The following is a 25,727-nucleotide window of genomic DNA, read 5'->3' on the forward strand; positions in this document are numbered from 1 at the left end:
ATGGAGAAGAATACTGATCTGGAAATTATTTCCCACTTGAAGCCTTCAAAGATTGTGAAGATCATGAAGGATCCTGAGGCCTCCGCAAAGGCGGTACATCTTGTATATACCACCGATGCGGAAACTGAAGGGATTACGAGGAAAAAAACCGGAAAAAAGTATTCTTATTATAAAGACGGCGAAAAACTTAAGGACAAAGACGAAATTACCAGAATCAATAAGCTTGTCATCCCTCCCGCCTGGGAAAATGTCTGGATCTGTGCTTTGGATAATGGCCATCTTCAGGCTACGGGTTTTGATGTAAAACACAGAAAACAGTATCGCTATCATCCTTTATGGAGCGCTCTGAGGAATCATACCAAATTTTACAGAATGCTTCAGTTCGGATATGCCCTCCCTGAAATCCGGCTTCATGTGGAGCAGGACCTTGCCTTACGAAATTTTGAGAAAAGGAAAATTCTGGCATTAATTGTTAGTTTAATGCAGCATACCAATATCCGTATTGGTAACAATGCGTATGAAAAGCTGTACGGCTCTTTCGGGTTAACAACTTTAAAGGACAAGCATGTAAAAATTAAAGGTCAAAAGATTACTTTTTCATTTAAAGGTAAAAAAGGCATCATGCATACTATTGACCTGAGGAGCAGAAGACTTTCAAAACTTGTGCAAAAATGCAGGGATATTCCCGGCAAAGAGCTTTTCCAGTATTTTGATGAGGAAGGAAACCGTCATTCGGTAGATTCAGGAATGGTAAATGAATACATTAAGGAAATAAGCGGAGAAGATTTCACAGCTAAAGATTTCAGAACATGGTCGGGAACCGTAAGTGCCCTGATTGCCTTTAAAGAGATAGGCTATGCCGAAAGCAACAGCGAATATAAAAAGAAAGTGAAAGAAGCTTTAGAGATTGTAGCCGAACATCTGGGGAACACCAGTACAGTGTGCAGAAAATATTATGTACATCCCCTGGTAATCAATCTTTATGAAAATAATACGATCAAAAAATACTTGGATGAGCTCGAACAAATTGAGGAAAATGACGGAAAAGCAGGCCTGACCCAGGAAGAAAAACTTGTGCTGAAAATCCTGGAAAAAGAAAAGTTGCAGTGAAGTATGGAAGATGGGAGCATGAAGAGGGAAGTTATTGAAGTTAGGGGTTTTAATTTTTAATATTTGATTCGTTTTATGTTATAAAACACTCTAGTTTTTCAGGAGATTATCAGGCATTTATTAAAACTGCCAATACTATATAGTATTATTTCTGGTCATTAAATTTAATTAATTGTTTTAAAGCTATATACTTTGCTGTGAATTTAAAAAATCATGCAAATATTGATCACATTCCATTATTAAATAATAATAAAAACTTTATTTTTTTGAATATAAATCAGTAAAAAGTTCTTTTTTACAGAGGCAAGCTGTTTTTTTTTCTTTGCGTTAATTATTGTAAATTTGTATACCAACATATGGATTAATTTTAAAATAATACAACATAATATGTCAAAAGCAATTTCGCAAGTACCATTTGCAGTAAACGAGCCGGTAAATTCTTATGTACCGGGATCTCCAGAAGTTAAAAGCCTTATCGCCACTTACAAAAAGATGTGGGCTGAAAAGACGGAAATCCCAATGATCATTAACGGAAAGGAGGTAAAAACCAACGAAAAAGTTCAGCTTCAGTCTCCTCAGGATCATGCTCACGATTTCGGATTTTACTATAAAGGTACCATGCAGCATGTAGATGACGCTATCAACGCGGCACTGGCAGCTAAAAAAGAATGGAACGAACTGGGCTGGGAACACCGTGCAGCTATTTTCCTGAAGGCAGCTGACCTTTTGGCCGGGCCTTACAGAGATGTGATCAACGCAGCAACGATGATCGGGCAGTCTAAAAATGTTCACCAGGCTGAAATTGATTCTGCATGTGAATTCATCGACTTCCTGAGATTCAATGTAGAATTCATGACTGAAATGTATTCTGAACAGCCGGTTTCCGACAGCGGAATCTGGAACCGTGTAGAGTACAGACCATTGGAAGGATTCTGTTTTGCAGTAACTCCGTTCAACTTTACTGCGATCTCCGGAAACTTACCTACATGTATGGCCATGCTTGGAAATGTTGTAGTCTGGAAGCCTTCCGACAAGCAGGTTTATTCTGCGAAAGTAATCATGGATGTATTAATTGAGGCGGGTCTTCCTGCAGGAGTTATCAACATGATATTCACAGATGGAAAAGAAACGGCTGAAAAAGTATTGGCACATCCTGATTTTGCAGGCCTTCACTTTACAGGTTCTACAAAAGTATTCCAGGGAATGTGGAAAATGATCGGTGATAATATCCATAATTACAGAACATACCCGAGAATCGTTGGGGAAACTGGTGGAAAAGACTTCGTAATCGCTCACCCTTCTTCTAATGTAGAAGCTGTAGCAACTGCTTTGGTAAGAGGTTCTTTTGAATACCAGGGGCAGAAATGTTCTGCGGCTTCAAGAGCTTATGTTCCTAAATCTCTTTGGGCTGACGTGAAAAAAGTAATGGAAACCCAGATAAATTCTATTAAAATAGGTTCTCCTGAAGATCCATCCAACTTCGTGAATGCGGTAATCGACAAGAATTCTTTCGAGAAATGTAAAGGTTATATCGACAGAGCGAATGCATCCGGTGAAGCTAAAGTAGCCATAGGTGGAAAAGTTGACGATTCTAAAGGATGGTTTGTACACCCAACTGTAATTGAAACAACCAATCCTCATTATGAAAGTATGGTTGAAGAGATTTTCGGCCCTATCTTATCTGTTTATATATATGAAGATCAGGACTGGAAAGAGACTTTAAAACTGGTAGATTCCACTTCTCCTTATTCGTTGACAGGTTCTGTTTTTGCACAAGACCGTTACGCAATTAATGAGGCTTTTAAAGCTTTAGAAAATGCTTCAGGTAACTTCTACATCAATGATAAACCGACTGGTGCGGTAGTAGGACAGCAGCCTTTCGGAGGTGGAAGAGCTTCAGGTACGAATGATAAGGCAGGTTCCAAGATGAACTTGTTGAGATGGACTTCCGTAAGAAGCATCAAAGAAACTTTTGTTTCTCCAAAAGATTATAAATATCCATACCTTGGATAGGAATCAGCCAGCAAACAACCATTGCTCAATGATGAGTAATCTGTAATGAGCAATGAGTAATCATAAAATCCCTGAAAATTATATTTTTCGGGGATTTTTATTTTATACGATGTATAACTAACACCCTAATCCCTATATTACCTATCACCTGCAACCTATACCTTTCTCCCTAACACCTTTTAACAAACTTTATCTATGTTTTAATACTTTATAATACCGGTTAGGAACAATTATTGAACTTTTAACAACAACACCAAAAATAAAATATTATGAGAAAGTTTTTGATAGCAGCCGCAGGTTTAGGAATAATAGCTGTGAGCTGCGGGACCAAAGAATCTTCCATGTCATCCGGTAATGCTGATTCAACAGCAGTAAACAATACCAAAACCGTAATACCGACTACAACGGATTCTACAAAGATGACAACCGATACAACCAGGATTAAGATAGATTCAACGGCAACCGTGCCTCAGACTAAATAGATACAACAATAAGTCTAATTTAAAAATGGAAAATCCGCAGATGAAAGTTCTGTGGATTTTTTTATTCAGATTGCACAGGCCCGAAACAAGCATGCTGTAAGATTAATATGTTTCAAAAATTCAATATTTATATAATTTATCAAACAAAATACTTTCAATACAGAATATATAACCAACAAGTATAAAATGACAGTAATATTATTTATATTTGATAGTATTAAACATCAAAATTAATTATTATGAAAAAATTATGGACAGGAGCTGTTTTGGGAATATTATTTTTGGGAAGCTGCGCCCAGAATAAAGAAAAAAGAGAAGAGTTCAAAGAAGAGCACAATAAGGATTCTCTGAGGAATAAAATGGGGGATTCGGCTGTTGCCAATTCTGAACCGGCCCCGGTTACCCAGGATACCGCCAAAATAAAAACAGACAGTCTGAAGGCAAAATAAAAACAAATCCGCGGCATTGCTGCGGATTTGCACTTAAAAAAACTTGACTGAAAAAAACCGGGCAATCAACCCCGATTATATTATAAATATTTTACCGGCTCTCACCTTCTTAATAAAAGTATTTGGTATCAGATAATCATTTCTGCCATCATTCTTATATCTTGTTTAAATTTCAACAATCTTAAAGACAACGTTACCTCCCTGAAAAAGCTTTGGGGGAAATTCCCCCTCAGCTTCGAACATGTCGTTTCCTTCACAATGATATCCAGGGCCGTATTACCAAAGCAGCAATAGAAAAATACTCCGTAATTACCATCTGTTTAAGGACTATTAAAAGTTTTCATGGCTTATGGTTCGAACGCTGTTCTGCTTTATGGAAATCAGAGATTAAAATGAGTGACAAAGGCAAAATACCTTTCCCCATAAAGCTGGCGCAAAGATATAGATGTGAAGGTCTTACGTAAAAACAATAGGTTAGCCATTTTCACGAAAATGAAAAGACAGAATCCATACAAACACAGTACCTCTTAATTGTTTTCCTGAAAATGAATATTTTTGCCTGATTGATTTTCAGTATCCAGGTATTTAATATACGCGGAAGGAGAAAAATCTGTTACCGCTTTAAATACTGATGCAAATTTACTGTGCGAAGAAAAACCGCATTCGTCTGCAAGGATGCTTATTTTATACTGTCTGTATTTATCATCATTAATAAGCTTGTCTACAATATAGTTAATCCTTAAACGGTTAACATATGTTTTTACATCAGAACTTTTATGCCTGTTGATTACGTAAGACAGATATTTTGTATTCGTATTAAGTTCTGCAGCCAGAAACGATAAAGACATATTTTTATTATTGTACAGCTCTCCTTTTTCAAACTCTTCAAGAAGATCCAGAAGTTTGCATTCTGTCTCGGAGGTCATCAGTGATTCATTTCTGGGTTTATCGGCTTCTTCTGCCCTGTCGTCTACTTCTTCCACAGAAATGTTGGAGAAATCGGAATGTGCTGTTTTTAAAGGAGAAGATCCACTGCCGGGACTGCTCATCCTGAATTGTGTTCTTATAATATTCCTGAATTTTGCCCGCTGCTTTTTCTGCTTGATTCTGAAGAAAATAACAATCATTATAAGAGCTCCAGCCAATATAATAATTGCTGCATTTTTAACAATACTGATCCTGGCATTTTTTTTATTTGGCTTCGGTATTTCAGGGCTTTTAAATGTGAACTCACGGTTTCTGGCTGTAAGACTGTCATAAGCTTTTACATATTTCACGGCATAAAGGGAAGCTTTAAAATTATCCCCTGTCCCTTCATAATAATCGTTGATGTTGGAATACACAGCTTTTTTCAGCTTAAGACTTCTGGAACTGTCTGCTATATTTTCAGCTTTTTTCAGATAGAACTCAGCATCTTTCCAGTTTTTCTGTTTCAGGCGGATACCTCCCAACCCGTTATACACCAGGCCGAGAATACAGCATCTGTTTTTAAGCATCGATTCTGCTTTCCTGTAATAATTCTCAGAAGCCGTGTAATCTTTCAGCTTAAAGTATACATCTCCCAGAAGCTGGTAAGAAGCTGCCACGGCACGGATATTACCCTGGATATCATCCTGACCAAAAGAATTCAGTGAAAGTTCAATATACTTCACTGCTTCCGGATAGCTGCCCTGTTCAATTTCGTAGTAAGCCATTTCCTGGTTCAGCAAACCCACTACTTCTCCCCTTTTTTGAGTATCCCGGATATGTTTTGCAGCCTCCATTCCCTGCAGCGTATATTTCTTTGATCTTTCAAACAGGCCAACCAGCCGGTATTCTTTTGCCAGAAATTCATTGACACGGGAAAACCATTCTGCATCGTTAACCTGGCTCAACAGCGAATGAGCATTTTCACCATAGCATACAGATTTTTTAAACTCACCGGCGGAATGATAAAGCTCGGCCGAAAGTAAAAGGCTTTTTACCTTATCCAAAGGTTTTTGTGCCTTCATATATAAGGAATCAGCAGTTTTTAAAGCTTTAGGAATATCTTTTTGTGCTATCTGCACAAATGTCCTTTCGCAGATCTGATCAAAATTATATTTTTTCTGAGCCAGAATGGGGACAGCGGTAATGAACAAAAACAAAAGTTTCAGCAGACTTTTAGACATAAAAAAGTAAATTATTATTTTGATTTTATAATAATTCATCATTCTCATGAAGTGTCTTTTTGTTTTTTACAAAGCTACTAATATTTTATATTTTATTAAAATATTCTTCAACCATTTAATTTTTTCAATTAAAAAATCACATATCATTTATTTTAATAACAACTTTTGTTAATTATCACTTTAAATAGATTTATTATATATTAAAATTAATATCCGTAACTATTTTCTTTTTGACCCGACTTATTTGTTAACATAATTATTACATTTGTAATCAATAAAAAGTTTTTATGAAAAAATTAGCACTATTTTCTTCAATATTTATAGGAGCCCTGGCATTCGCACAGGGAATTAAATTTGAAGACAGTAATTTCTCTGCTATACTGGCAAAAGCAAAAAAAGAGAACAAACTTATATTTATAGATGCTTATGCATCATGGTGCGGGCCATGTAAACTGATGGTAAAAAATATTTTCCCGCTTCAAACTGTTGGAGATTTCTATAATTCCCACTTCATCAATGCAAAAATTGATATGGAAAAGGGAGAAGGAATAGGTCTTGCCAAGAAATATAATGTAAAAGCATTTCCCACTTATCTCTTCATTAATGGTGACGGGGAAGAAGTACACAGAACTTTAGGCTATGTGGAGGAAAAAGATTTTATACAGTTTGCTAAAGATGCTGAAGATCCAAGTAAAAGGCTTACCGCTTTAAAGCAAAAATTCGAAAACGGGGAAAAAGATCCTGAATTTTTAAAGAATCTGGCTGGTCTCACTATCTATAACGATTCGGAATTTGCAGGAAGAGTACTGGACCGTTATTTCCAGCAGAAAACCGCATTTGATCAGGAAGATGTACAGATGCTGCTTTCAGGGATACAAAGCACGGAAAGTCCGTTATATAAAGTATTTCAGTCAAAAAAATCTGAAATTACCAAGCTATTCCCGGAAGAAAAATACGCAAGATTCGACAAAAATGTAAAAATAAATACCGCTATTAAAAAGTCTTACAATGCAGATTCAAAGTCATGGAATGACAATTATTTCCTGACAGAATCACAAAAATTCCTGACGAAAGATGAAGCTGAAAAGATCTTAAAAAGAGCAAAGGCAAGCAGAGCTTTAAAGGATAAAGATGTTCCAACCTATGAGAAATTAACGCTGGAACTGTATAAAGATTTTTCCGCTGCAAGTTCGGAAGAATTAAATTCACTGGCCTGGAATTTTTTTGAAAACGTAAGCAGTAAAGCTTCATTGGAAAAAGCAGTAAGCTGGGCCCAGGAATCTGTAAAGAAAGATGAAAATTACGCCAACACTGATACTCTGGCTAATCTTTACAACAAGATCGGAGATAAGAAAAATGCTAAGATTTGGGCTGAAAAATCTGTTCAGCTGGCTAAAAGCACAGGACAGGATTCAACGGATACTGAGAAATTGCTGAAAAGCCTTTAGTTGATGTTATTAATATAAGAAAAGACTCGGCCGGGCTTTGCCCGGCCGAGTCTTTTTATTTTTAACCACCCCGTCAGATCTTCGATCTACCACCCCTCCGGAGGAGGGGAATTATCAGTTGGTTATTCAGTTATTTCTCTATTTTGCTATTTTGCTAAAATTAGTATTCAAAAAGTACGCTTCCCCATGTAAATCCGCTTCCAAATGCGGAAAGAAGCACAAGATCTCCTCTTTTGATTTTTCCTTCTTCAATAGCTTCACTTAAAGCAATAGGAATAGAAGCGGCCGTTGTATTTCCGTATTTCTGGATATTATTACGGATTTTTTCGTCTGGAAGTCCGAATTTCTGCTGTACAAACTGGGCAATTCTAAGGTTTGCCTGGTGAGGAATAAACATATCAAGATCTTCAATAGTTTTTCCGGCTTTATTCAAAGCTTCCTGCATCGTTTCAGGGAATCTTGTCACAGCATGTTTGAACACGAAATTACCGTTCATGATAGGATATACTTCCTTATTGGTAACATTTTCAGGTTCTTTTCTCATTCTGTCGCTCCATCCGAATTTGGAACCCGGGAACTGGGTACACAGTTCATCAGCATATTTACCTTCAGAATGCATATTCACCGCTAAAATATCCCCTGCATTTTCATCTTCCGTTGCGGAAAGCACAATAGCTCCTGCCCCATCTCCGAAAATTACGGAAACTCCTCTTCCTTCATCCGAAAAATCAAGTCCGAAAGAATGGATCTCTGCTCCTACCACAAGTATATTTTTGTACGTTCCTGATTTGATAAAAGCATTGGCCACACTCATAGCATATACAAATCCTGAACATTGGTTTCTGACATCCAGAGCACCAATGGTATCACAGCCCAGCATATCCTGAAGCAAAACACCACAACCCGGGAAATAATAATCCGGGGAAAGTGTGGCAAAAACAATATAATCTATATCCTGAGCGGTAAGACCTGCTTTTTCAAGAGCTTTCTGAGAAGCTTTAAAAGCTAAATATGCTGTAGTTTCCTGAGAATCGTTTCTGTTTTTTCTGTGTCTTCTTTCCTTGATACCCGTTCTTTCTGTAATCCATTCATCATTGGTGGTCATCAACTTTGCTAAATCATCATTCGTAACAACATTATCTGGAACATAAAATCCAATCCCTTTTATTGTACTTTTAATCATATAGTTTTTTTAATTTTGGCAAAGATAAAATTATTTAACACATAGTTTTTCAAAATATTAGTATTTTTATTATATGCCAATCGACACGATATACAGAGACTCCCAGTGTGAATGGGTAGATGTAGAGGCTCCCACAGCGGAGGACCTGAAATTTCTTCATGAAAGATATGAAATCAATAATCTTCTCCTGGAAGATACGATGGACCCGAACCACCTTCCGAAGTATGAAGAGGACGGCAATATAAAATTCTTTCTCCTCCGCGAAAGCACGGAACTGGAAAGGAAAAACCTTAACACCATAAGCGATATCAGCACAAAAATAGGGATCTTTCTGCTGGAAAATACCATCATTACTATTCACAGAATGAAAACCAGAAGCATTTCTGAGACAAAGAAACAGCTTGCCGATATGCAGACGGAAGTTTCACCCTCAAAAGTTGCTTTGATGATTGCCCTGCTGGTTATGAAAAGTTTCGATGATGAATCTGTAAGTCTTCTGGAAACCATGGACAATATTGAAAACGAAATTTTCCTTAAAAATACAAACCATACCAACCAGATCAGAAGGCTGTATAAGCTGAAAAGAAAATCAGGACTGAATTCAAGAGTGCTGACCATTTCTACAGATGCTGTAGACAAATTCAAATTATTGAATCTTCAGGATTCCGAAATCGTTGATTTAAAAGATAAACATAAAGATGTAGTTGCGGACTTTGACCACCTGAATATTCAGATTACCAACCTGATTTCAATGTTTCTGGCCTTATCTGATCAGAAAGCCAACCAGGTGATGAAAGTTTTGGCGATCTACTCGGTTTATTTCTTGCCAATTACCTTTATTGCCGGTGTTTACGGGATGAATTTCGACAATATGCCTGAGCTTCATCATAAATACGGTTATTTTATTACATTAGGCATTATGGCTCTGGTAGTGATCTGCACCTTTATTTACGCAAGACGCAAGCAATGGTAGTTTCAGAATACTATTAAATTGGCAGGTTTCGGTTGGCAACCGTGGAAGACTTCCTGGTTATTTTGTATGTTTAACAATAGGAGAAACGGAGTTCCTTTGAATTTAATCAAAAACAACTAAACACCAAACCGTCATGAAAACCGAAATATTAAACAAAATCCTTGAAGAAAATGTTCTTTCCCGGGAATCCAAAGAGAAACTTTTTGCACTGCATGGAAATATTTCTTCCAAAGAGTTTTCTGACCTGCTTGATGCCCGGGGAAACCAATATGTAGAGTTTGTTCAGGAAGGAGGCGGTGTCTGGGGAAGTGCATTGGTAGGTTATCTGTATGGACTGGAGATCTTCGGGGTCCGTTTCCTGAAAGTGGCAGGAACCAGTGCAGGAGCTATCAATACCATGCTTATTGCTGCCTGTAAAACTAAAGAAGAAGCTAAAAGTGAAGTGATTAAAGACATTCTCTTCAGCTGGAATTTCGCAGATTTTATGGATGGGAAAACTTATGTAAAAACAACCATCCATGCTATCCTGAACAATAAGGATTTCTTTAAGATCAATGCTATTATTGCAGCCATTATTATGGTTATCCTGATCATTATTCCTTTTGCTGCACAGCCTGAAACAACGCTTAACGCCAAACTTCTTTTCCTGGTTCCATTAATTCCGGGTATTATTGTTTTTTTCTGCATTAAAAAGTTTTATAATGATTTCCGAAAGCAGAACAGCGGCTTCAATCCCGGGAATACATTTTTACATACCATGGAAAGTGTTCTGGACGGTTTCGGAATTAAAACAGTAGCCGATCTTAATGATAAATTTATTCAGAAAGAGGATGGTCTCCACCTCAACTATCGTTATGGAAATACCCGGGAATATTATACAATTGCCCTGAAAAGTATAGAAGCCATTAAAGAGAAAAATCTTGAACATATTGACCAGACCCGTTACAGGATATTCTATGAAAGTGCTGTCAATAATGATTATTACAAAAACAATCCGTTTTACCAGCTCCGTTCGGAATATGTTGTCATCACTACTGATATTAATGCCAAAATAAAGGTAGAACTTCCTACAATGGCCAATTTATACTGGTCTGAAGAGGAACTGAAACACATAAGTCCGGCTGAATTTGTGCGGGCCTCCATGTCTGTTCCGTTCTTTTTTGAACCTTTTCAGAAAAGGATCAATAAGGATGATGATTCCGTGAAATATGCCTGGAAATTCTGGATGAATACAAAACCGGAAGACATCTACCCTGCCGGAATTTTTATTGATGGCGGAAGTATTTCCAATTTCCCGATTGACATTTTCCATGCCAGCGATGTATTTTATCCCAGAATGCCGCTTTTCGGGGTACAGCTTACGAGTGATTCGGATATTCTTTCCGAGAAAGGGAAAACCAGTGAGGAAATTCTTAAAACACCGTTTTCTTACACTGGAAACATCATCAGTACTTTAAAAGGTTTTAATGATAAAACATTTTTAACCAAACACAGTTTTTACCGTCTTTACAGCATCCAATCTGTAAACTGCGGAACAAGCAGCTGGCTGAATTTCTTTATGAAAAAAGAAGAAAAAGAGGATCTTTTCAACAGGGGTTTTCAGTCCGCTCTGGATTTCCTGAATCAGTTTGACTGGGAGAAATATAAGTATGAAAGAATGATGCTCTCGATGAAAGAGAAAAAGATTTTGAAGGAGGAGGATACGAAAACGGTGGGGTAAGAAATTTTGAGTATTTTTAGAACCCAAACCGATTTATTATGAAATACATCTGCAAATGCTGCGGAAAGGAAATGGAAGACTGGCCCGCAATAGCATATAATGCCCCTTCAATTTATCATCAATTAACAGATGAAGAATTAGAAAGCGCTGAGCTCTCTTCGGACTTATGCATTATAAAATATCCTGATGAAACCAATTATTTTATCCGGGCTGTGCTGGTACAGGAAGTTACTGATAACTGTCAGGATCTTGAATATGGAGTTTGGGTTTCTTTAAGTGAAAAAAGCTTTAACGATTATGCTGAAAATTATGACAATAAAGAGTATGAAACAGGATATTTCGGTTGGCTATCCAATTATTTCCCGGATTATGATTTTGAAGAAAGTATTCCTGCCAATGTAATTGTTAATAACAAGACAGGAAGGCCTTTTATCTATCCTCATGACAGTTTTGAGCATCCTTTTGTTCATGATTTCTACAATGGAATTTCACTGGAAGATGCAGAGGAAAGGATCAACAGGGTTTTAAATCAGAATTAAACAACAGTGGGCGGATACATAGCACTTTACAAAACCGATAACCGTAAAATCCAGGAAAAGCTGTACCCAAAGCTTTCTGACATTACCCTTCCTGAAATATACAACAGTGATCTCGATAAAAGTTTCGGGACTTTTCAGAGCTTCCTGATGGCCAACAGAAATAATCTCGATTATCGCAACGCCAATTACGAAACTATTTTAAAAAAGCTTCAAAACGGGTATTTTACGTTAGAACACGATGAATTTTCTGCCATTTTAGATTGGTTTGCCTGGTATTATCAGGATGAGCATCAGGGTGATGAAAATATTTTTGCGGAATATGGTATGATTAACATCGGAAACCTTAATACCCGATATGAAATTCCTGTATTTTTTTCACTTACTGATAACGGGATCACAGATTTTTATTTACCGCTTCAAAATCCGGCAGAGTTCGTATGGTATAATGACGACTCTTATTTAAGCAGTCAGAAATTACTGCTGATGATTAACTATCTTGCTGCTTTATGCTTTAGTATTGCCGTATACAAAGAAGATCCCTGCCAATACGAAATTGAAAAAGATTTTGGACTTTCTGATTTCGAAAAAAAAGATCCGGGCCTGCAGATCAGTGTTCATACCCATTTAGGATCTTACCTTCAGGGCAGTGAGGACGATCTGAGTGCCATGGAACATCTTTTCGAATACGGTTATACCTACATTCCCGGTATCATATCAGATATTAAAAACAACCTCGGCAACTACCAGGGTACGATTTACAAAGATCATTGTTATTAGTTTACAGAGTATCCAAAAACTCCAGATACATCGGCACACTTTTCCCCACCCATTCTTCTGAAGGATCATTTTCAATTCCGTAATAGACGAAAGGTTCTTTATAATCTGCCCTGATATAATCAAAAGTCAGTTCATAAGGCCGGAAAAGCTCATTCATGGTATATTTATATTTTCCGGATGCGCTGTAACCTTCTTCGTCAATACCTGCCGTAACAGCCAGCGTCATCTTCTTTCCTCCCAGTTTATAGCCGCTTTTGCTTCCGTAAGCCCAACCGTAAAGAAGCACCTCATCAAACCATTTTTTCAAAAGAGGCGGACTGCTGAACCAGTAAAACGGAAACTGGAAAACAATTTTATCATAACTTTCCAAAAGCTGCTGCTCTTTCTCTACATCTATTTTCCCGTCCGGATATGCTTGGTACAATGCATGGACGGTATACTTTTCAGGATATTTTTTCAGCTCTTCCATCCATCTTTTATTGATTACCGATTTTTCGATATCGGGGTGAATAACTATGATTAATGTTTTCATTTTTTTAAATTTCTTCAGCAAAAATAATATACGTAACTTACATTTCCGACAGTAGTATCCTATTGTATGGTACTATAAAAAATGTAAGTAATGACTAAAATAAAGGAAACATCAACCAATTTTGCCAATAAAAAAGCTCTTGCCGACGAATGTCCGGAAATTTATGCATCCAATACAATTGGCGGACAATGGGCGCTTGCGATCTGCTGTTACCTGATCAATGGTAAACTGAGATTTGGTGAACTGAAAAAACGCCTGAACAATATCACAGAAAGAATGCTCACCTTACAGCTCCGCAGGCTGGAAGCAGACAGAATTATCACCAGAACGGTTTACGCTGAAGTTCCGCCACGCGTGGAATACGAACTTACTGAAATCGGTTATAAACTGAAGCCCATTATTTTAGAATTTGAAAAATGGGGCAAAGAGCATAAGGAAATTATGAAAAATGCAGATTCTGTTTCTAATATGAAAAATGCAGATTCTGTTTCTAAGCTATAGGAACTGTAAATCTAAATTTTGGCTAAAGCCGGACTGCATTTGTTTTTATTGAACGGACTAAAGTCCATTCCTATTGATGCAAACAAATCTCTCAGTAATGGAAGCCTATATTTTATTCGGGATTAAAATTCTCATCTATGACCGCGTAAAGAAAATATTTTTTTTCATTTATTTTAGTATATAGGGTTAATAATCTGTAATTTTAGTGGGCTATAATTACCAAAAAACAACCTATGAAAAATTCAATGCTTTTAATTGCCATATCTGCTGCTGTTCTTTCCGGAATCTCCGTGAAAGGGCAGAAAATTTCAGACGGCCAGACTGTAGAAGTCAACGGAATGAGTGTCACTTTCAATATTTTAAACAAAGAAAGTGTTGAAGCAGGCGGAAAACCATATGACCGCTATAAAGTTTCGGCATCTGTAAAAAATACGTCAGATAAAGCCTACAACATCCGTCTTTCCTCTTATCCGCAGATCGTGAGCAATACGGGGCTTGTGGAGCTGGACTGTATCAATGCGACCGGAGCAAAACTGACTTCTAAGAAGATTGAGCTTAAAATGAAGCCCCAAATGATCAATGTAACCTACTCTGCTTACGATAAATCCGGAAAATTTGCAACCAGTACAATTCCTGTGACCGGAAGTTATTATTTTGATCCGGGAGATACCATCAGCGATAATGCCATTTTTATTGTTCCCCAGGGTGAAAAGCCGGATGTTTCAGTAAGAAATCTGAGATAATATGAAATACTCTTTAATCCTGCTTTCTGTAATTTTCCTGTCAGGATGCAGTAAAACCGAAAATAAATCCGTTCAGAAAAACGAACTTCCTCCACAGAATATTGCTTTGGTAATAGACAGATCAATATCTATGTACTCCATAGATTTTAAACCAAACAGGTCAGGAGCCGTTCTGAATGTTCTAAAAAAAGTAATTTCTTCCAAAAAAGATAATCAGGCTTTTTCCATCGTGGTTTTTGCAGGTAACTCCTACCTGATCTGTCCATTGACAAAAAATAAGCAGGAATTACTCACAGCTCTTGATAAAACGGCCAAACAGATAACGCATATAGGACCACTGAAATTCGGCACCAGTTTTTCACATGCATTACTGAACGCATTATACTCCTTAAAAGGTCATAAGGGACAAAATTCAATTCTTTTCTTTTCAGACGGAAATACTACTATAGATTCCTATCCTATCAATATACCTATAGATGAGGCCGTCACCAATAATATTCCTATTAACTCCATTGTAATTACTCCGAAAGACTTCGCAATTTCACCCACAACAATGGATTTAAACTATAAAATGGGATTCGAAAAAGTAAAGGCAATACCTGTTGATACCGTTAAAGCCAAACAAATACCTGCTAAAACAGGTGGGATTTTTAAAATTTTTTATACTCAGAAAGATTTTGATCAATTTGATTTAAAAAATATCATCGATCATACAAATTATCAATTGCCGGCAAAGAAAAATCCCTCCCAAACAGATCCTAAAAAGTTAATAATGATCTATTCAGAAATTGAAAAGAAGAATGACAGTATTGCAAAACTTTATCAATAACAAATTACAGGAATAGTATATTTCGCTACATTATAAGTCTAAAAAATCAGATTCCTGAAACAGTAACCTACTCTATCCAAAGTGGTTTCTGCTCCAGCACATGTTGATAAACAGGACAATTTTCAGCATGAGCTCCCTTCAGATATCCGGTACTCATTAAAAATTCATTGACAATTTCGCCGCCTGTGAATTTAAAGGTCTTTTTGAAAAGCTTCATCCATTCCTGAAGGGTTTTCGGATGATGATGCTCCAGCCATTTTTCAAATGAGCCGAATTCTTTCTGAAGTTCTGTAATGGTTTTAGCGTTTTCAATGGCAGCATTTACTTTCAGGCGGTTCCGGATGATTCCGGGGTCATTCAGTAATCTTTCACGGTCTTCTTCCGTATAAGCTGCAATGGCCTGAATATCAAAATTGCTGTATGCTTTCCTGAAACTTTCTTCCTTTTTTAATACCGTTTCCCAGCTCAGTCCCGCCTGGTTGATTTCCAGGATCAGCCTTCCGAAAAGTTCATTATCATCATGAATCGGAAATCCGTAATGGTTGTCGTGATAGTTTTTATGAAGCTCCTTTTTGTTTTCCGGCTTCATCCCTTCTATTGCTGAACAATAACTCATTTAAATAAATTCTCTGTTTTGGTTAAAAATTGTTCCAATGCTTCTTTAATATCAATACCGGTACGGTCTGCCAATACAATCAGCCACCAGATATTCTCCCCAAGCTTATACTGCAGTTCTGCTTCAGAATCTTTTTTCAGCCATCTCTTTTGGTGCGACATGATATCCCTTCCCACTAATCCTGCATCCGTAAGATATGCAAGTGTATCCTCCTCCAGCGACCATTCCGTGCCGTGATGCTGTTTTTCCAGCTGATGATATTCTTCTCTGATCGCCAGAGAGCGTTTTATGATTTCGTCAAAATTATTTTGATCCATTATTTGTTTTTGAGATTAATGATCCTGAACAATTCAGATGATAAAGATAAGGCAGGATTATGACAACTGTTTGTCAGTGGCATTTTTATTTATGGAATACTTTTTCATTTCAGAAGGATGTATTGAGTTTTTTAACCACTGATTTGCACAGATCATTATGTATAATTCTAATAATTTCAATAATATATAACATAATTATCTGTGAAATTTCTGGTGAATGAAAAAAACAGAAAATATTGAGGTTTTGTTTTTAATGATAAAATATATCATAAATTTCTACATCCCCATCTTTTGTAATATAAAATTTTAAAGAAACACCATAAATTAGAGCTCTCAAAAAAACAATGCATGAAACGTCTTTTGTCCTTTATTTTTATTCTGCTCTTTATTTCCTTTAATGCCCAGACTATTTACTCTAAAGCTTATGGCAGTCCTAAAGGTGTACCTGTTATTTTCATCCATGGCGGACCGAGCGGAAATGCGACATTATTTGAAGGAACTACCGCTCAAAAGCTTGCAGATAAAGGATTTTATGTGATTGTATACGACAGACGCGGAGAAGGCAGATCCAGAGACGATAATGCTTCTATGACTTTTAAAGAAAGTTTTGAAGACCTCAACAGCATTTATAAAACATATGACCTCAGAAAGGCTAATATCATTGCCCACAGTTTCGGAGGGATCATTGGCACTTTATTTACACAGAGCTTTCCGGAAAAGGTAAGCTCATTAACTCTGGCCGGGGCTTTATTTTCCCAGCAGGAAACCTACGATCATATTCTGAAAGAGGCTAAAGAGAAATTCAAAAATGATCCATCGAAGCTAAAAGAAATCTCAGAGATTGAAAGTTTAAGTAAAAACTCAGCAGATTACAGAAAAAGATGCTACAATATTGCCGGCGACATGAAATTCTTTACGATGCCTTTCCCAACCCCTGAAAGCCAGAAGCTAAGATCTGAATATGAAGCCGGTGAATTCTACGCTGCCAATTTCAGAAACCCGGAATCACCATTAAAATTCTACAAAAATGAAAGCCGCAACAATATTGATAATACTTCTGTTTTAAAAGAAATCAGAAAACGGGGAATCCCAATTTTCGCAGTTTATGGTAAGGATGACGGAATATTTTCGAAAAAACAGCTTAATGATATGAAGAATATTGCCGGGAAAAAACATTTCAGACTGATAGATAACTGTTCCCATTATTTATTTGTGGATCAGCAGCAGGAATTTCTGGATTTTATAAGTTCACAGATGAAATAAAAATTTCTATGAGTAAGTAAGGATTTTAAGTTTTTAAGAATATTGAATTAAAATGCTTCGACTCCGCTCAGCATGACATCGCTGTAAATTAATCGCTAATAAAAACAGTTAGTATTAGCAATGTCATGCTGAGCGGAGTCGAAGCATTCCCATATATCAAAAATTAATAATAAGGAAAACTTATTTTCTATAAAATTATTATCTACAAAAAAGCCTCCGAATATTCCGGAGGCTTTGTATTAATTCATAAAATTTAGTGTACGCCACTCAAATCTATTTTTTCTTTGCTTTTTCTTTCTTTAATGAAAAGGATAAATGGTATACATACCAGGAATATTACTCCTAAGTAAAGGAACACATCCATATAGGACAGTACTGTAGCCTGTTTCGTTACGGACATATCCAGCATTTTATAAGCCGCATTCATGGCTGCATCCGGAGTCATTCCTTTTGCGACAAAACTGGCTTTTAATGCATTTAAGCGCTGCTGTACTTCAAAACTGTTCTCATCGAGGTGGGAGATCAGGTTGAGCCTGTATTTCTGGCCTGCGTTGGCAATAAATGTAGTAATTGCTGCAATTCCGAAGGAACCTCCAAGCTGTCTCATCATTCCCGTGAATGCTGCTCCCTGACCAATTTCCTGTCCTTTCAGTGTGCTTAAAGACAATGAAGTGATCGGGATAAACAGAAGTCCCAAACCGGCTCCCCTTACAATCAGCATCCAGAAAAAGGCATCTTTGCTGGTGTCCGGTGTAAGGATTTTATACCCCCAGAAACTATAGATAAAGAAGATAAACAGTCCCAGGGAAACTAAAATCTGCTGTTTTGCTCCTTTGGAAAGAAGTCTTCCGATGATGGGCATCATAAAGGCTGTCGTCAATGCTGCAGGAATCATCAAAGCTCCCGACTGTAAGGCCGTCCATCCCAAAATACTTTGCGTATAAAGCGGTACAATGAAGGTAGAACCATATAATCCAAATCCTAAAACGAATGACATGACGGTTCCGATCCTTAAGTTCCCATTTTTCAATACTCTAAGTTCCACGATAGGATATTTGAAGGTAAGTTCCCGCCAGAGGAAAAGGATAAATCCTAATACTGCAGATACGGTGAATGCCACAATCATTCCGCTTTCAAACCAATCTTCCTCGTGACCTCTTTCCAGAATAAACTGTAAAGATCCTACGGTAACTGCCAGTAAACCGATTCCTATCCAGTCGACATCTGAAACCTTCCGTTTTTCAGCATATTTCGGACTTTTTACGAATTGTAAGGTCATCAGCGTTGCTGCAATTCCAATCGGAATATTGATGTAGAAAATATACGGCCAGCTGAAATTATCTACGATATACCCTCCCAATGGCGGACCTAAAGTAGGACCAATAATTACTCCCAATCCGTAAATGGCCTGTGCCATACTTCTTTTTTCAATAGGATATGATTCTGTAATGATGGTCTGTGAAGTTACCAAGAGTGCTCCTCCACCTATTCCCTGCATCAGCCTGAAAAATACAAGCTCCCAGATATTGGTGGCATTTCCGCATAAGAAGGAAAAGACGGTAAATATGATAATGGAGGCTGCAAAGTAATTTCTACGTCCGAACTGCTGAGACAGCCAGCTCGTCATCGGCACGATAATTACGTTACCGATTGCATAAGCTGTAATCACCCAGCCTACTTCAGAAAGTGTGGCTCCCAGGTTCCCCTTCATCTCGTTCAGGGCAACGTTCACAATCGTGGAGTCCACAATTTCAAGCAGAGCACAAAGGATTGCCGTGATCGTAATGATCACTCTCCGGGCTCCATATTCTACTAATGAATCTTGCATAATATTTTTACAAATGTTTGTATGAATGTAAAATGTAGAATGAATTCATGATCTGAATTTTGGCTAAAGCCAATGGAAATTGTTTTTATATAAGCGGGCTAAAGCCCGTCCCTATTGAATATCTAGATCTTTTACTATTTAGATTCTTCAATCAATCATAAATACATATTACATGAATACATCTATACTATTTCAGTGCTACTTCTGCCTTCACATTCATTCCTGTTCTCAGTCTTTTTGCAATATCTTTATCAAGGTTTACAAAATCTATTTTTACAGGAAGTCTCTGAACTACTTTTACGAAGTTACCGCTGGCATTATCCGGAGGCAGGATTGAAAAGGTAGCCCCTGTTGCAGGAGAGAATGAGCTTACAACACCGTTAAATTCTTTATCCGGGAAAGCATCGATCTCAATTTTCACTTTCTGCCCTTCCACCATTTTATCTACCTGTGTTTCTTTGAAGTTCGCCACTACCCATTTCTGGTCGTTCTTAACCAAAGCAAAAAGCTGGGATCCGGCTTGCAGATACTGTCCTGCCTGCGTGGAAACTTTTCCTACATATCCGTCTTCCGGAGCAAGGATTACTGTGTATGACAAATTTAATTTAGCGTTTTCCACATCTACCTCTCTCTGTTTTGCCACTGAACCGGCTACGCTGATCTGCTGAGAGCTTGCTGCTGTCTGGGAAGATGCAATGGTAGTTTGCTGTGCAATCTGATTTCTCTGGTCAACCAAAACCTGAAGCTGTCTGTCCGCAGATTGTTTTGCTGCTAAAGCCTGCTCGTACTGCTGTTCTGTGATAGAATGATCTTTTACAAGATTGGCGTATCTTTTCAGATCCTGTGATGTTTTCCAAACATTAACCTTTGCTGCTTCTATCTGTGCGTTTGCTGTTGTTACAGCTGCCTGGGAAGAGCTGATATTTTTTGAAGTGGCAGTAGTGGTAGCTTCTGCATTTGAAATATTGCTTCTGGCTGTTGATAAAGCAGCCTGAGCCTGTTCAAGAGTCATTTTCTGATCTCTGTTATCAAGAATCACCAAAGTATCTCCTTTTTTTACGAACTGGTTGTCTTTTACTTTTACCTCTGCTACATACCCCGAAATTTTAGAAATTACCGGTGCCATGTTGGATGTAATCTGTGCATCGTCAGTTTCTTCGTGATACTGCCCGTATGTAAAAGCTTTGTACCCGTAGATTCCTCCACCGATTACTACTACGGCTAAGATGAGAGGAAAAACTAAACTTTTTTTCTTTTTAGGTTCTGGTGCTTGTGTATTATTATTTTCCATTTTGGTTTGAGTCTGATTATTTAATTGTTAAAGTACCTGTTGTCTGTAATAGTTTTCTGTAAGCTAAAGCGGCATCTGCCTTTGCATTGATTACGCCTACGTTAGCCGATATCTGGGCAGCGTCTGCATCCAGAAGCTCTGTCATGGTTGCAAGGCCGTTGTCATATTTGTTTTTGGTAATTCTGTAGTTTTCATTAGCCTGTTCTGCAGTTTTTTCATACACGGTGATTCTTTTTTTAGAATAATCTGCGTTCTGGTATTCTCTGTTCACGTCAAGCTTGATGTTATCATTCAGTAATTCGTCATTGGCTGCAAGCTGCTTTTCTCTTGCCTGGGATTGTCTTAATGCAGAGTTTTCTTTCCAGATATTGGATAAATTATAAGAGATACCAACTCCTACATTTACAGCATTGTATACGGTAAGAAATTTCGGAATATCTGCCGCTACATACCCTCCGGTAAATGCAATTGAAGGAAGATTTTCAGCTTTTGCCGATTTTGTTCCCAGTTCCGCAGCTTTTCTTTGCTGGGCCAAAGCCTGTAAGTCTTTACGGTTTTCTCTGGCTTCATTTACATAGTAATCTACAGCTTTTACTTCAGAGCCTTCATCAATATAATTCTGGTCCACTTCAATTTCTGTAGTTTCCGGAATTCCCAACAGCAGGTCCATATTGATATTCGCAATATTGTAGTTGTTTTTAGCCTCCAATAACTGCAGCTCGATATTTGAAGTCTGAAGATTGGCTTTTAAACGGTCGTTTCTTGCAATAACTCCATTATTTTCAAGCTTTAGAAAAGTTTCATCCCTTTTTTGAGAAGCAGTTAAATTTTCTTCCAAAACTTTAATGGACTGATTGGCTTTAAATAAATTGTTATAAGCCTGGGCTACGTTGTAAGCAATCGCTACTTTATCATTTTCTGTGCTTAGTTTTGATGCTTCCACCAGATATTTTGCAGACTGGATACCATATTTAATTCTTCCGCCGCTGTAAATAGGAACACTAAGATTGGCAGATCCGTAAGCAACCTGATGCACTACCGGACTTCCTTCTCCTGAAGCACCTGAAATCTTCAGATCCACAGTAGGTTTAAGCGGAAGGTACATATAACTTCCCGAAACTTTAAGTTCCGGAAGCTGCCTGTTTTTGGCTTCCAAAAGGTCTGCCGTAGCTTCTTCAATTTTAGCGGCATCTATCTTAAGGCTTTTACTGTTCTGGATACCCAGCTGCACGGCTTCATCGAGAGTGAGCTGTTTTTTCTCCTGAGCATTTATGGTGGCAATTCCCATGAAAAGGGATAATGCGAATACCGAATTATTTATTCTCTTCATAACCTAAAAGGTCTTTTAGTAAATATTTTATATGTTTATTAAGTTCTGTGTAGTATTTTTCTTCGAAAACCTCATCATCTGCAGTATCATTCAGGAATTCTTTATACATTTCCTTAGCATTGGATGCATAGAATAAAGTTCCGCTCACGGTAGCATGAAGTAAGTAGATAGGAGGATTTTTAGTGAATATTCCTTTCTTCAGACCGCTTTCAAGAACCTGGGAATACATGGATATAAAGCCCATCTTGGTTTGTTTCAGGAATTCCACGATCTGCGGATTTTCTGTATAAAGCTGCTCACGCTGCATGATCCTGTAAAAGCATTTGTGATTTCTTACTCTTCCTGAAAACTGGTCTACAATCTTTTCTATCTTCTGCCATTCATTGATATCTGTTCTTTCCAGTATGTCTTTTGAAAAGAACTGACCTTCAGCCATTCTGTATTCAACCAGTTTTTCGTATAATTTTTCTTTGGACCCGAAATAATAGGAAATCATAGAGATGTTTACATTCGCTGCCTTGGAAATCTCCCTTGTGGAAGTTCCTTCAAAACCTTTTTCAGCAAAAAGCCTCTCTGCGGCAAATAATATATTTTCTTCTTTTGAAACCATAGCCATTCTATTTTTCAGGGCGCAAATGTACACAAGATTTTGAACAAATCAAACGATTGATTGATTTTTTAATCTACTTTTAATATTTCATAACATAAAGCACTGATAATTAGTGATAATGAAATTTGAAAAATTAACGGAAATTTAAAATCCGGTATAATAACCGGATTTTTTTGTTGTATAAAACAGAATCTTTGGTCTTAAAAACCAGAAGATATATAATGCGTTACGAATTTTTGTGAATATAACGTGACAATTTTATTCCCAGATCTGTCCAGACAATCTTAGGATTTCCATTTCTTGTCAGGTGAAGGTCTGCCGTATTGATCTCTTCCAGAATACTTTCAATATTGGCTCCGCTTATAAATTTGGAAAAGCCTGTCCAGTTAAATCCTTCCGCATCGATCTTTTTATAAACCAATTTGTCAGATTGATAATTCTGAAGTAAGGCAAGTCTGAATATTTCTGAACAGTAGTTAAGGAAATTTTTCTGCTTCTCCCTGTTCCAGCCTGCAATTTCTCTTGCCCAGAAGATAATACTTTTAAGGAACTGAGGTTTCTTTTTAACCATGAATGCATCTCTCACCCATTGGATAAAAAGCTTTTCAAATTCGTCACTTTTGTGTCCCGAATTTAAAATTTTAAGAGCTTCGTTGAGATCTCCCTGGGCTTCATGAACAACTTCTCTTATCTTGTCTTCTGAAAGCTGAAAGCTCTTTTTAAGGTAATTTTCCAGATCTTCATCACCGATCCTCGGAACTTCCACGATTTGTGTTCTGGAAAGAATGGTGGGAAGAATATCATTGGCGGTTTCAGCAGTAAGAAGTATAAGGGTTTTTGCCGGCGGTTCTTCCAAAAATTTCAGAAATTTATTGGCCGCAGCAATGTTCATTTTATCGGCTCTCCATACGATCAGGATTTTAGTTCCTCCTTCAAAGCTTTTTAAGGAAAATTTTTGATTCTGATCATCAATTTCATCTGCGGAAATAAAAAGCTGTTTGTTTTCTGATTCAAGGAAGGCAGTCCAGTCATCATAGCTTGCATAGGGAGAATCCATAATCATTTCCCGGAAATCCTCGAATTTATTTTTGCTTAAGGAGTTTTTATTATCGGTAAAAACAGGGAAACTAAAATGTAGATCCAAATGGTTCAAATGCTCTACTTTCGAAGCGGCATGCTCATTTTCCTGGCTAAAGATTTCTTTGGCATAGGCCAATACCATTGGAAATGTTCCATATCCTTCTTTTCCTAAAAAAAGCTGGGCATGGCTCACTCTGTTTTCAGCAATGCTTTCCCGAAGAAGTTTTTTCAGATTTTCTTGTCCGGCGATGTTCTCCCAATTCATGTTCCAAAGATAAAAAATCTTATCTCATTGGAGAAAATTAAGTCTGTTTAATATAATGCATGGTTTATTATTCTGGTTTAATTATTGTTTATAGGAAACATCAATAATATTATTAGAATAAATCTCCAATTTAAATTGCGCGCAATATAGTTTTTAGCAATACATTTGTCCGGTAAATTTTACCAAATTATTTTTACAACCAGAACCTATTTCAATCACTTAATACATTAAAAAATGACTAAAGAAACAGAAGAAAAAATAAAAGAAATATTTCAGAAGCAGAAAGCTTTCTTCAAAACCAATCAGACTAAGGATATTGAATTCAGAAAAACACAGTTGAGAAAATTCAGGGAAGTATTTTCCGGTCATACCGATGCTTTGTGTGAAGCTCTGGATATTGATCTGGGGAAAAGCAGAAAAGAGGCAGAATATGTGGAAATCCAGATTGTACTCAGTGAGCTTGATTATCTTTTGGAGAATATTGATGAATGGGCAAAACCTACTCCGGTAGAATCGAAACCGCATCCATCCGGAGCCGAAGTGGTAAGCAAAATAATATATGAACCTTATGGGGTAAACTATATTATCGGGCCTTTCAATTACCCGGTTCAACTGACGTTCAGCCCGCTTATCGGAGCTTTGATTGCAGGAAATACAGCTATTATCAAACCTTCGGAAAATACTCCTCATGTTGCCAAAGTTCTTGAAGATATCATAAGAGAATCTTTTGATGAATCTTATGTAGCAGTGGTTCAGGGAGCTATTGAAGAAAATACATTACTGTTGAGCTTTCCTTTCGATTATATTTTCTTTACAGGAAGTCCTAATGTCGGAAAAATCGTAATGAAGGCTGCTGCCGAACAGCTTATTCCTTTAACCCTGGAACTTGGAGGGAAATCTCCTACAATTGTTCATCATGATGCAGATCTGGATAAGGCAGTAGCAAGAATATCTTACGGAAAATGGATCAATTGCGGCCAGACGTGTGTTGCTCCTGACTATATTTACATTCATGAATCTGTTAAAGATCTTTTCGTTGAAAAATTCATAGCTTATTTAAAAAATACTTATCCTAACGGATCTTTAGGGAAAATAGGAAAAATTGTCAACCAGAACCAGATCAGACATCTTGCAGGTTATCTGGAAGCTGCACCCGAAAAAGTGATCTATGGTGGAAGTTATGATCTTGATACCCGTCATTTTGAAGCTACCCTTATGGATCATGTGACCTGGGATGATAAGGTGATGCAGCAGGAAATCTTTGGTCCTATCCTACCGGTTATGACTTACAACAATATTGATGAAGCGCTGGAAGAGATCAATAACCGTCCAAAACCATTGGCATTATATGTCTTCACGGAAAACCAGGCATTTGCAGATGATATTTTAAGCCGTACAACAAGTGGTGATGCGGAAATCAACAGTGCTATTATTCATGTAGGATCTCATTATCTGCCTTTCGGAGGTGTGGGAACTTCAGGGATGGGGAAATATCATGGAAAGTTCAGTTTTGAAAATTTCAGTCACAGCAGGTCTGTGCTTCAGATAAAATAACTGATGTAAGTCATATAATAATTCATTCTTTGATATTTACCACTGATTTGCACAGATGATTGCGTATAATTTAAACAATTTCAATAACGTATAACCTAAACATCTGTGCAAATCAGTGAAATCT

The 25,727-nt window shown here is 37.3% G+C and carries 25 protein-coding genes; 15 read left to right on the forward strand and 10 right to left on the reverse strand.

All coding sequences use genetic code 11. The features are described 5' to 3' along the window. From HNP36_RS08345 to HNP36_RS08365, 5 genes are all read left to right on the forward strand, one after another. Nucleotides 1-1,110: a DNA topoisomerase IB gene (locus HNP36_RS08345; protein ID WP_184158540.1), complete on the forward strand. Its 1,110-nt coding sequence runs from the start codon at nucleotides 1-3 to the stop codon at nucleotides 1,108-1,110. Nucleotides 1,111-1,497: 387 nt separating this feature from the next. Beyond that, nucleotides 1,498-3,123: an L-glutamate gamma-semialdehyde dehydrogenase gene (pruA, locus tag HNP36_RS08350; protein ID WP_184158537.1), complete on the forward strand. Its 1,626-nt coding sequence runs from the start codon at nucleotides 1,498-1,500 to the stop codon at nucleotides 3,121-3,123. 269 nt (nucleotides 3,124-3,392) lie between these two features. Beyond that, nucleotides 3,393-3,605, forward strand: coding sequence for a cytochrome C551 (locus tag HNP36_RS08355; protein ID WP_184158535.1), 213 nt, complete (start codon nucleotides 3,393-3,395; stop codon nucleotides 3,603-3,605). A 239-nt stretch (nucleotides 3,606-3,844) separates the two neighbouring features. Beyond that, nucleotides 3,845-4,054, forward strand: coding sequence for a hypothetical protein (locus HNP36_RS08360; RefSeq protein ID WP_184158532.1), 210 nt, complete (start codon nucleotides 3,845-3,847; stop codon nucleotides 4,052-4,054). Between the two features lie 212 nt (nucleotides 4,055-4,266). Beyond that, on the forward strand, nucleotides 4,267-4,518 hold the full coding sequence (locus HNP36_RS08365) for a hypothetical protein (protein WP_184158530.1): 252 nt from the start codon (nucleotides 4,267-4,269) through the stop codon (nucleotides 4,516-4,518). A gap of 63 nt (nucleotides 4,519-4,581) precedes the next feature. Here HNP36_RS08365 and HNP36_RS08370 read toward each other — a convergent pair whose 3' ends face one another. Next, entirely contained in the window at nucleotides 4,582-6,204 is a 1,623-nt protein-coding gene (locus HNP36_RS08370) for a helix-turn-helix domain-containing protein (RefSeq protein WP_184158528.1), read from the reverse strand. A gap of 287 nt (nucleotides 6,205-6,491) precedes the next feature. Here HNP36_RS08370 and HNP36_RS08375 point away from each other — a divergent pair, with 287 nt between their 5' ends. Continuing rightward, complete coding sequence (locus HNP36_RS08375) at nucleotides 6,492-7,652, forward strand: thioredoxin family protein (protein ID WP_184158526.1); 1,161 nt, start codon at nucleotides 6,492-6,494, stop codon at nucleotides 7,650-7,652. Nucleotides 7,653-7,812: 160 nt separating this feature from the next. On the opposite strand, the gene HNP36_RS08380 is transcribed toward HNP36_RS08375, so the two are convergent. Further along, nucleotides 7,813-8,835, reverse strand: a complete 1,023-nt coding sequence (locus HNP36_RS08380) for a 3-oxoacyl-ACP synthase III family protein (protein ID WP_184158523.1) — start codon at nucleotides 8,833-8,835, stop codon at nucleotides 7,813-7,815. Between the two features lie 73 nt (nucleotides 8,836-8,908). Between HNP36_RS08380 and HNP36_RS08385 the strand changes: the two genes are divergently transcribed. The 4 genes from HNP36_RS08385 to HNP36_RS08400 all read left to right on the forward strand — a co-directional run bounded on the left by HNP36_RS08385 (nucleotide 8,909) and on the right by HNP36_RS08400 (nucleotide 12,844). Next, complete coding sequence (locus HNP36_RS08385; RefSeq protein WP_184158521.1) at nucleotides 8,909-9,808, forward strand: CorA family divalent cation transporter; 900 nt, start codon at nucleotides 8,909-8,911, stop codon at nucleotides 9,806-9,808. A 133-nt stretch (nucleotides 9,809-9,941) separates the two neighbouring features. Then, nucleotides 9,942-11,528, forward strand: coding sequence for a patatin-like phospholipase family protein (locus tag HNP36_RS08390; protein ID WP_184158519.1), 1,587 nt, complete (start codon nucleotides 9,942-9,944; stop codon nucleotides 11,526-11,528). A 38-nt stretch (nucleotides 11,529-11,566) separates the two neighbouring features. Next, a complete protein-coding gene (locus HNP36_RS08395) occupies nucleotides 11,567-12,067 on the forward strand; it encodes a DUF2199 domain-containing protein (protein ID WP_184158517.1) in 501 nt (166 codons plus the stop codon). Between the two features lie 6 nt (nucleotides 12,068-12,073). Next, nucleotides 12,074-12,844, forward strand: a complete 771-nt coding sequence (locus HNP36_RS08400) for a hypothetical protein (protein ID WP_184158515.1) — start codon at nucleotides 12,074-12,076, stop codon at nucleotides 12,842-12,844. Between the two features lies 1 nt (nucleotide 12,845). Here HNP36_RS08400 and HNP36_RS08405 read toward each other — a convergent pair whose 3' ends face one another. After that, complete coding sequence (locus HNP36_RS08405) at nucleotides 12,846-13,376, reverse strand: NAD(P)H-dependent oxidoreductase (RefSeq protein WP_184158513.1); 531 nt, start codon at nucleotides 13,374-13,376, stop codon at nucleotides 12,846-12,848. 90 nt (nucleotides 13,377-13,466) lie between these two features. Between HNP36_RS08405 and HNP36_RS08410 the strand changes: the two genes are divergently transcribed. The 3 genes from HNP36_RS08410 to HNP36_RS08420 all read left to right on the forward strand — a co-directional run bounded on the left by HNP36_RS08410 (nucleotide 13,467) and on the right by HNP36_RS08420 (nucleotide 15,449). Further along, nucleotides 13,467-13,877: a winged helix-turn-helix transcriptional regulator gene (locus tag HNP36_RS08410; RefSeq protein WP_184158511.1), complete on the forward strand. Its 411-nt coding sequence runs from the start codon at nucleotides 13,467-13,469 to the stop codon at nucleotides 13,875-13,877. 233 nt (nucleotides 13,878-14,110) lie between these two features. Next, on the forward strand, nucleotides 14,111-14,620 hold the full coding sequence (locus tag HNP36_RS08415; protein WP_184158509.1) for a hypothetical protein: 510 nt from the start codon (nucleotides 14,111-14,113) through the stop codon (nucleotides 14,618-14,620). Between the two features lies 1 nt (nucleotide 14,621). Then, complete coding sequence (locus tag HNP36_RS08420) at nucleotides 14,622-15,449, forward strand: vWA domain-containing protein (RefSeq protein WP_184158507.1); 828 nt, start codon at nucleotides 14,622-14,624, stop codon at nucleotides 15,447-15,449. Nucleotides 15,450-15,516: 67 nt separating this feature from the next. On the opposite strand, the gene HNP36_RS08425 is transcribed toward HNP36_RS08420, so the two are convergent. Together HNP36_RS08425 and HNP36_RS08430 are read right to left on the reverse strand one after the other, a co-directional pair. Beyond that, nucleotides 15,517-16,065: a DNA-3-methyladenine glycosylase I gene (locus HNP36_RS08425; RefSeq protein ID WP_184158505.1), complete on the reverse strand. Its 549-nt coding sequence runs from the start codon at nucleotides 16,063-16,065 to the stop codon at nucleotides 15,517-15,519. Next, nucleotides 16,062-16,382: a MazG-like protein gene (locus HNP36_RS08430; protein ID WP_184158503.1), complete on the reverse strand. Its 321-nt coding sequence runs from the start codon at nucleotides 16,380-16,382 to the stop codon at nucleotides 16,062-16,064. Before HNP36_RS08430 ends, HNP36_RS08425 begins: the two co-directional genes overlap by 4 nt. A 348-nt stretch (nucleotides 16,383-16,730) precedes the next feature. On the opposite strand from HNP36_RS08430, the gene HNP36_RS08435 reads away from it, so the two are divergent. After that, complete coding sequence (locus HNP36_RS08435) at nucleotides 16,731-17,645, forward strand: alpha/beta fold hydrolase (protein WP_184158501.1); 915 nt, start codon at nucleotides 16,731-16,733, stop codon at nucleotides 17,643-17,645. A gap of 253 nt (nucleotides 17,646-17,898) precedes the next feature. Here the strand turns inward: HNP36_RS08435 and HNP36_RS08440 are convergent, their stop codons facing one another. The 5 genes from HNP36_RS08440 to HNP36_RS08460 all read right to left on the reverse strand — a co-directional run bounded on the left by HNP36_RS08440 (nucleotide 17,899) and on the right by HNP36_RS08460 (nucleotide 24,049). Next, on the reverse strand, nucleotides 17,899-19,473 hold the full coding sequence (locus HNP36_RS08440) for a DHA2 family efflux MFS transporter permease subunit (protein ID WP_184158499.1): 1,575 nt from the start codon (nucleotides 19,471-19,473) through the stop codon (nucleotides 17,899-17,901). A 187-nt stretch (nucleotides 19,474-19,660) separates the two neighbouring features. After that, nucleotides 19,661-20,764, reverse strand: coding sequence for an HlyD family secretion protein (locus HNP36_RS08445; protein WP_184158497.1), 1,104 nt, complete (start codon nucleotides 20,762-20,764; stop codon nucleotides 19,661-19,663). Nucleotides 20,765-20,780: 16 nt separating this feature from the next. Then, nucleotides 20,781-22,094, reverse strand: coding sequence for a TolC family protein (locus tag HNP36_RS08450; protein ID WP_184158495.1), 1,314 nt, complete (start codon nucleotides 22,092-22,094; stop codon nucleotides 20,781-20,783). Then, nucleotides 22,078-22,704: a TetR/AcrR family transcriptional regulator gene (locus HNP36_RS08455; RefSeq protein ID WP_184158494.1), complete on the reverse strand. Its 627-nt coding sequence runs from the start codon at nucleotides 22,702-22,704 to the stop codon at nucleotides 22,078-22,080. Before HNP36_RS08455 ends, HNP36_RS08450 begins: the two co-directional genes overlap by 17 nt. A gap of 226 nt (nucleotides 22,705-22,930) precedes the next feature. After that, complete coding sequence (locus HNP36_RS08460) at nucleotides 22,931-24,049, reverse strand: ATP-binding protein (RefSeq protein ID WP_184158492.1); 1,119 nt, start codon at nucleotides 24,047-24,049, stop codon at nucleotides 22,931-22,933. 234 nt (nucleotides 24,050-24,283) lie between these two features. Between HNP36_RS08460 and mdlD the strand changes: the two genes are divergently transcribed. Further along, a complete protein-coding gene (gene mdlD / locus HNP36_RS08465; RefSeq protein ID WP_184158490.1) occupies nucleotides 24,284-25,603 on the forward strand; it encodes an NAD(P)-dependent benzaldehyde dehydrogenase MdlD in 1,320 nt (439 codons plus the stop codon). The last annotated feature ends 124 nt before the right edge of the window (nucleotides 25,604-25,727 follow it).

This window comes from Chryseobacterium shigense, from assembly GCF_014207845.1.
Classification (GTDB): Bacteria; Bacteroidota; Bacteroidia; order Flavobacteriales; family Weeksellaceae; genus Chryseobacterium; species Chryseobacterium shigense_A.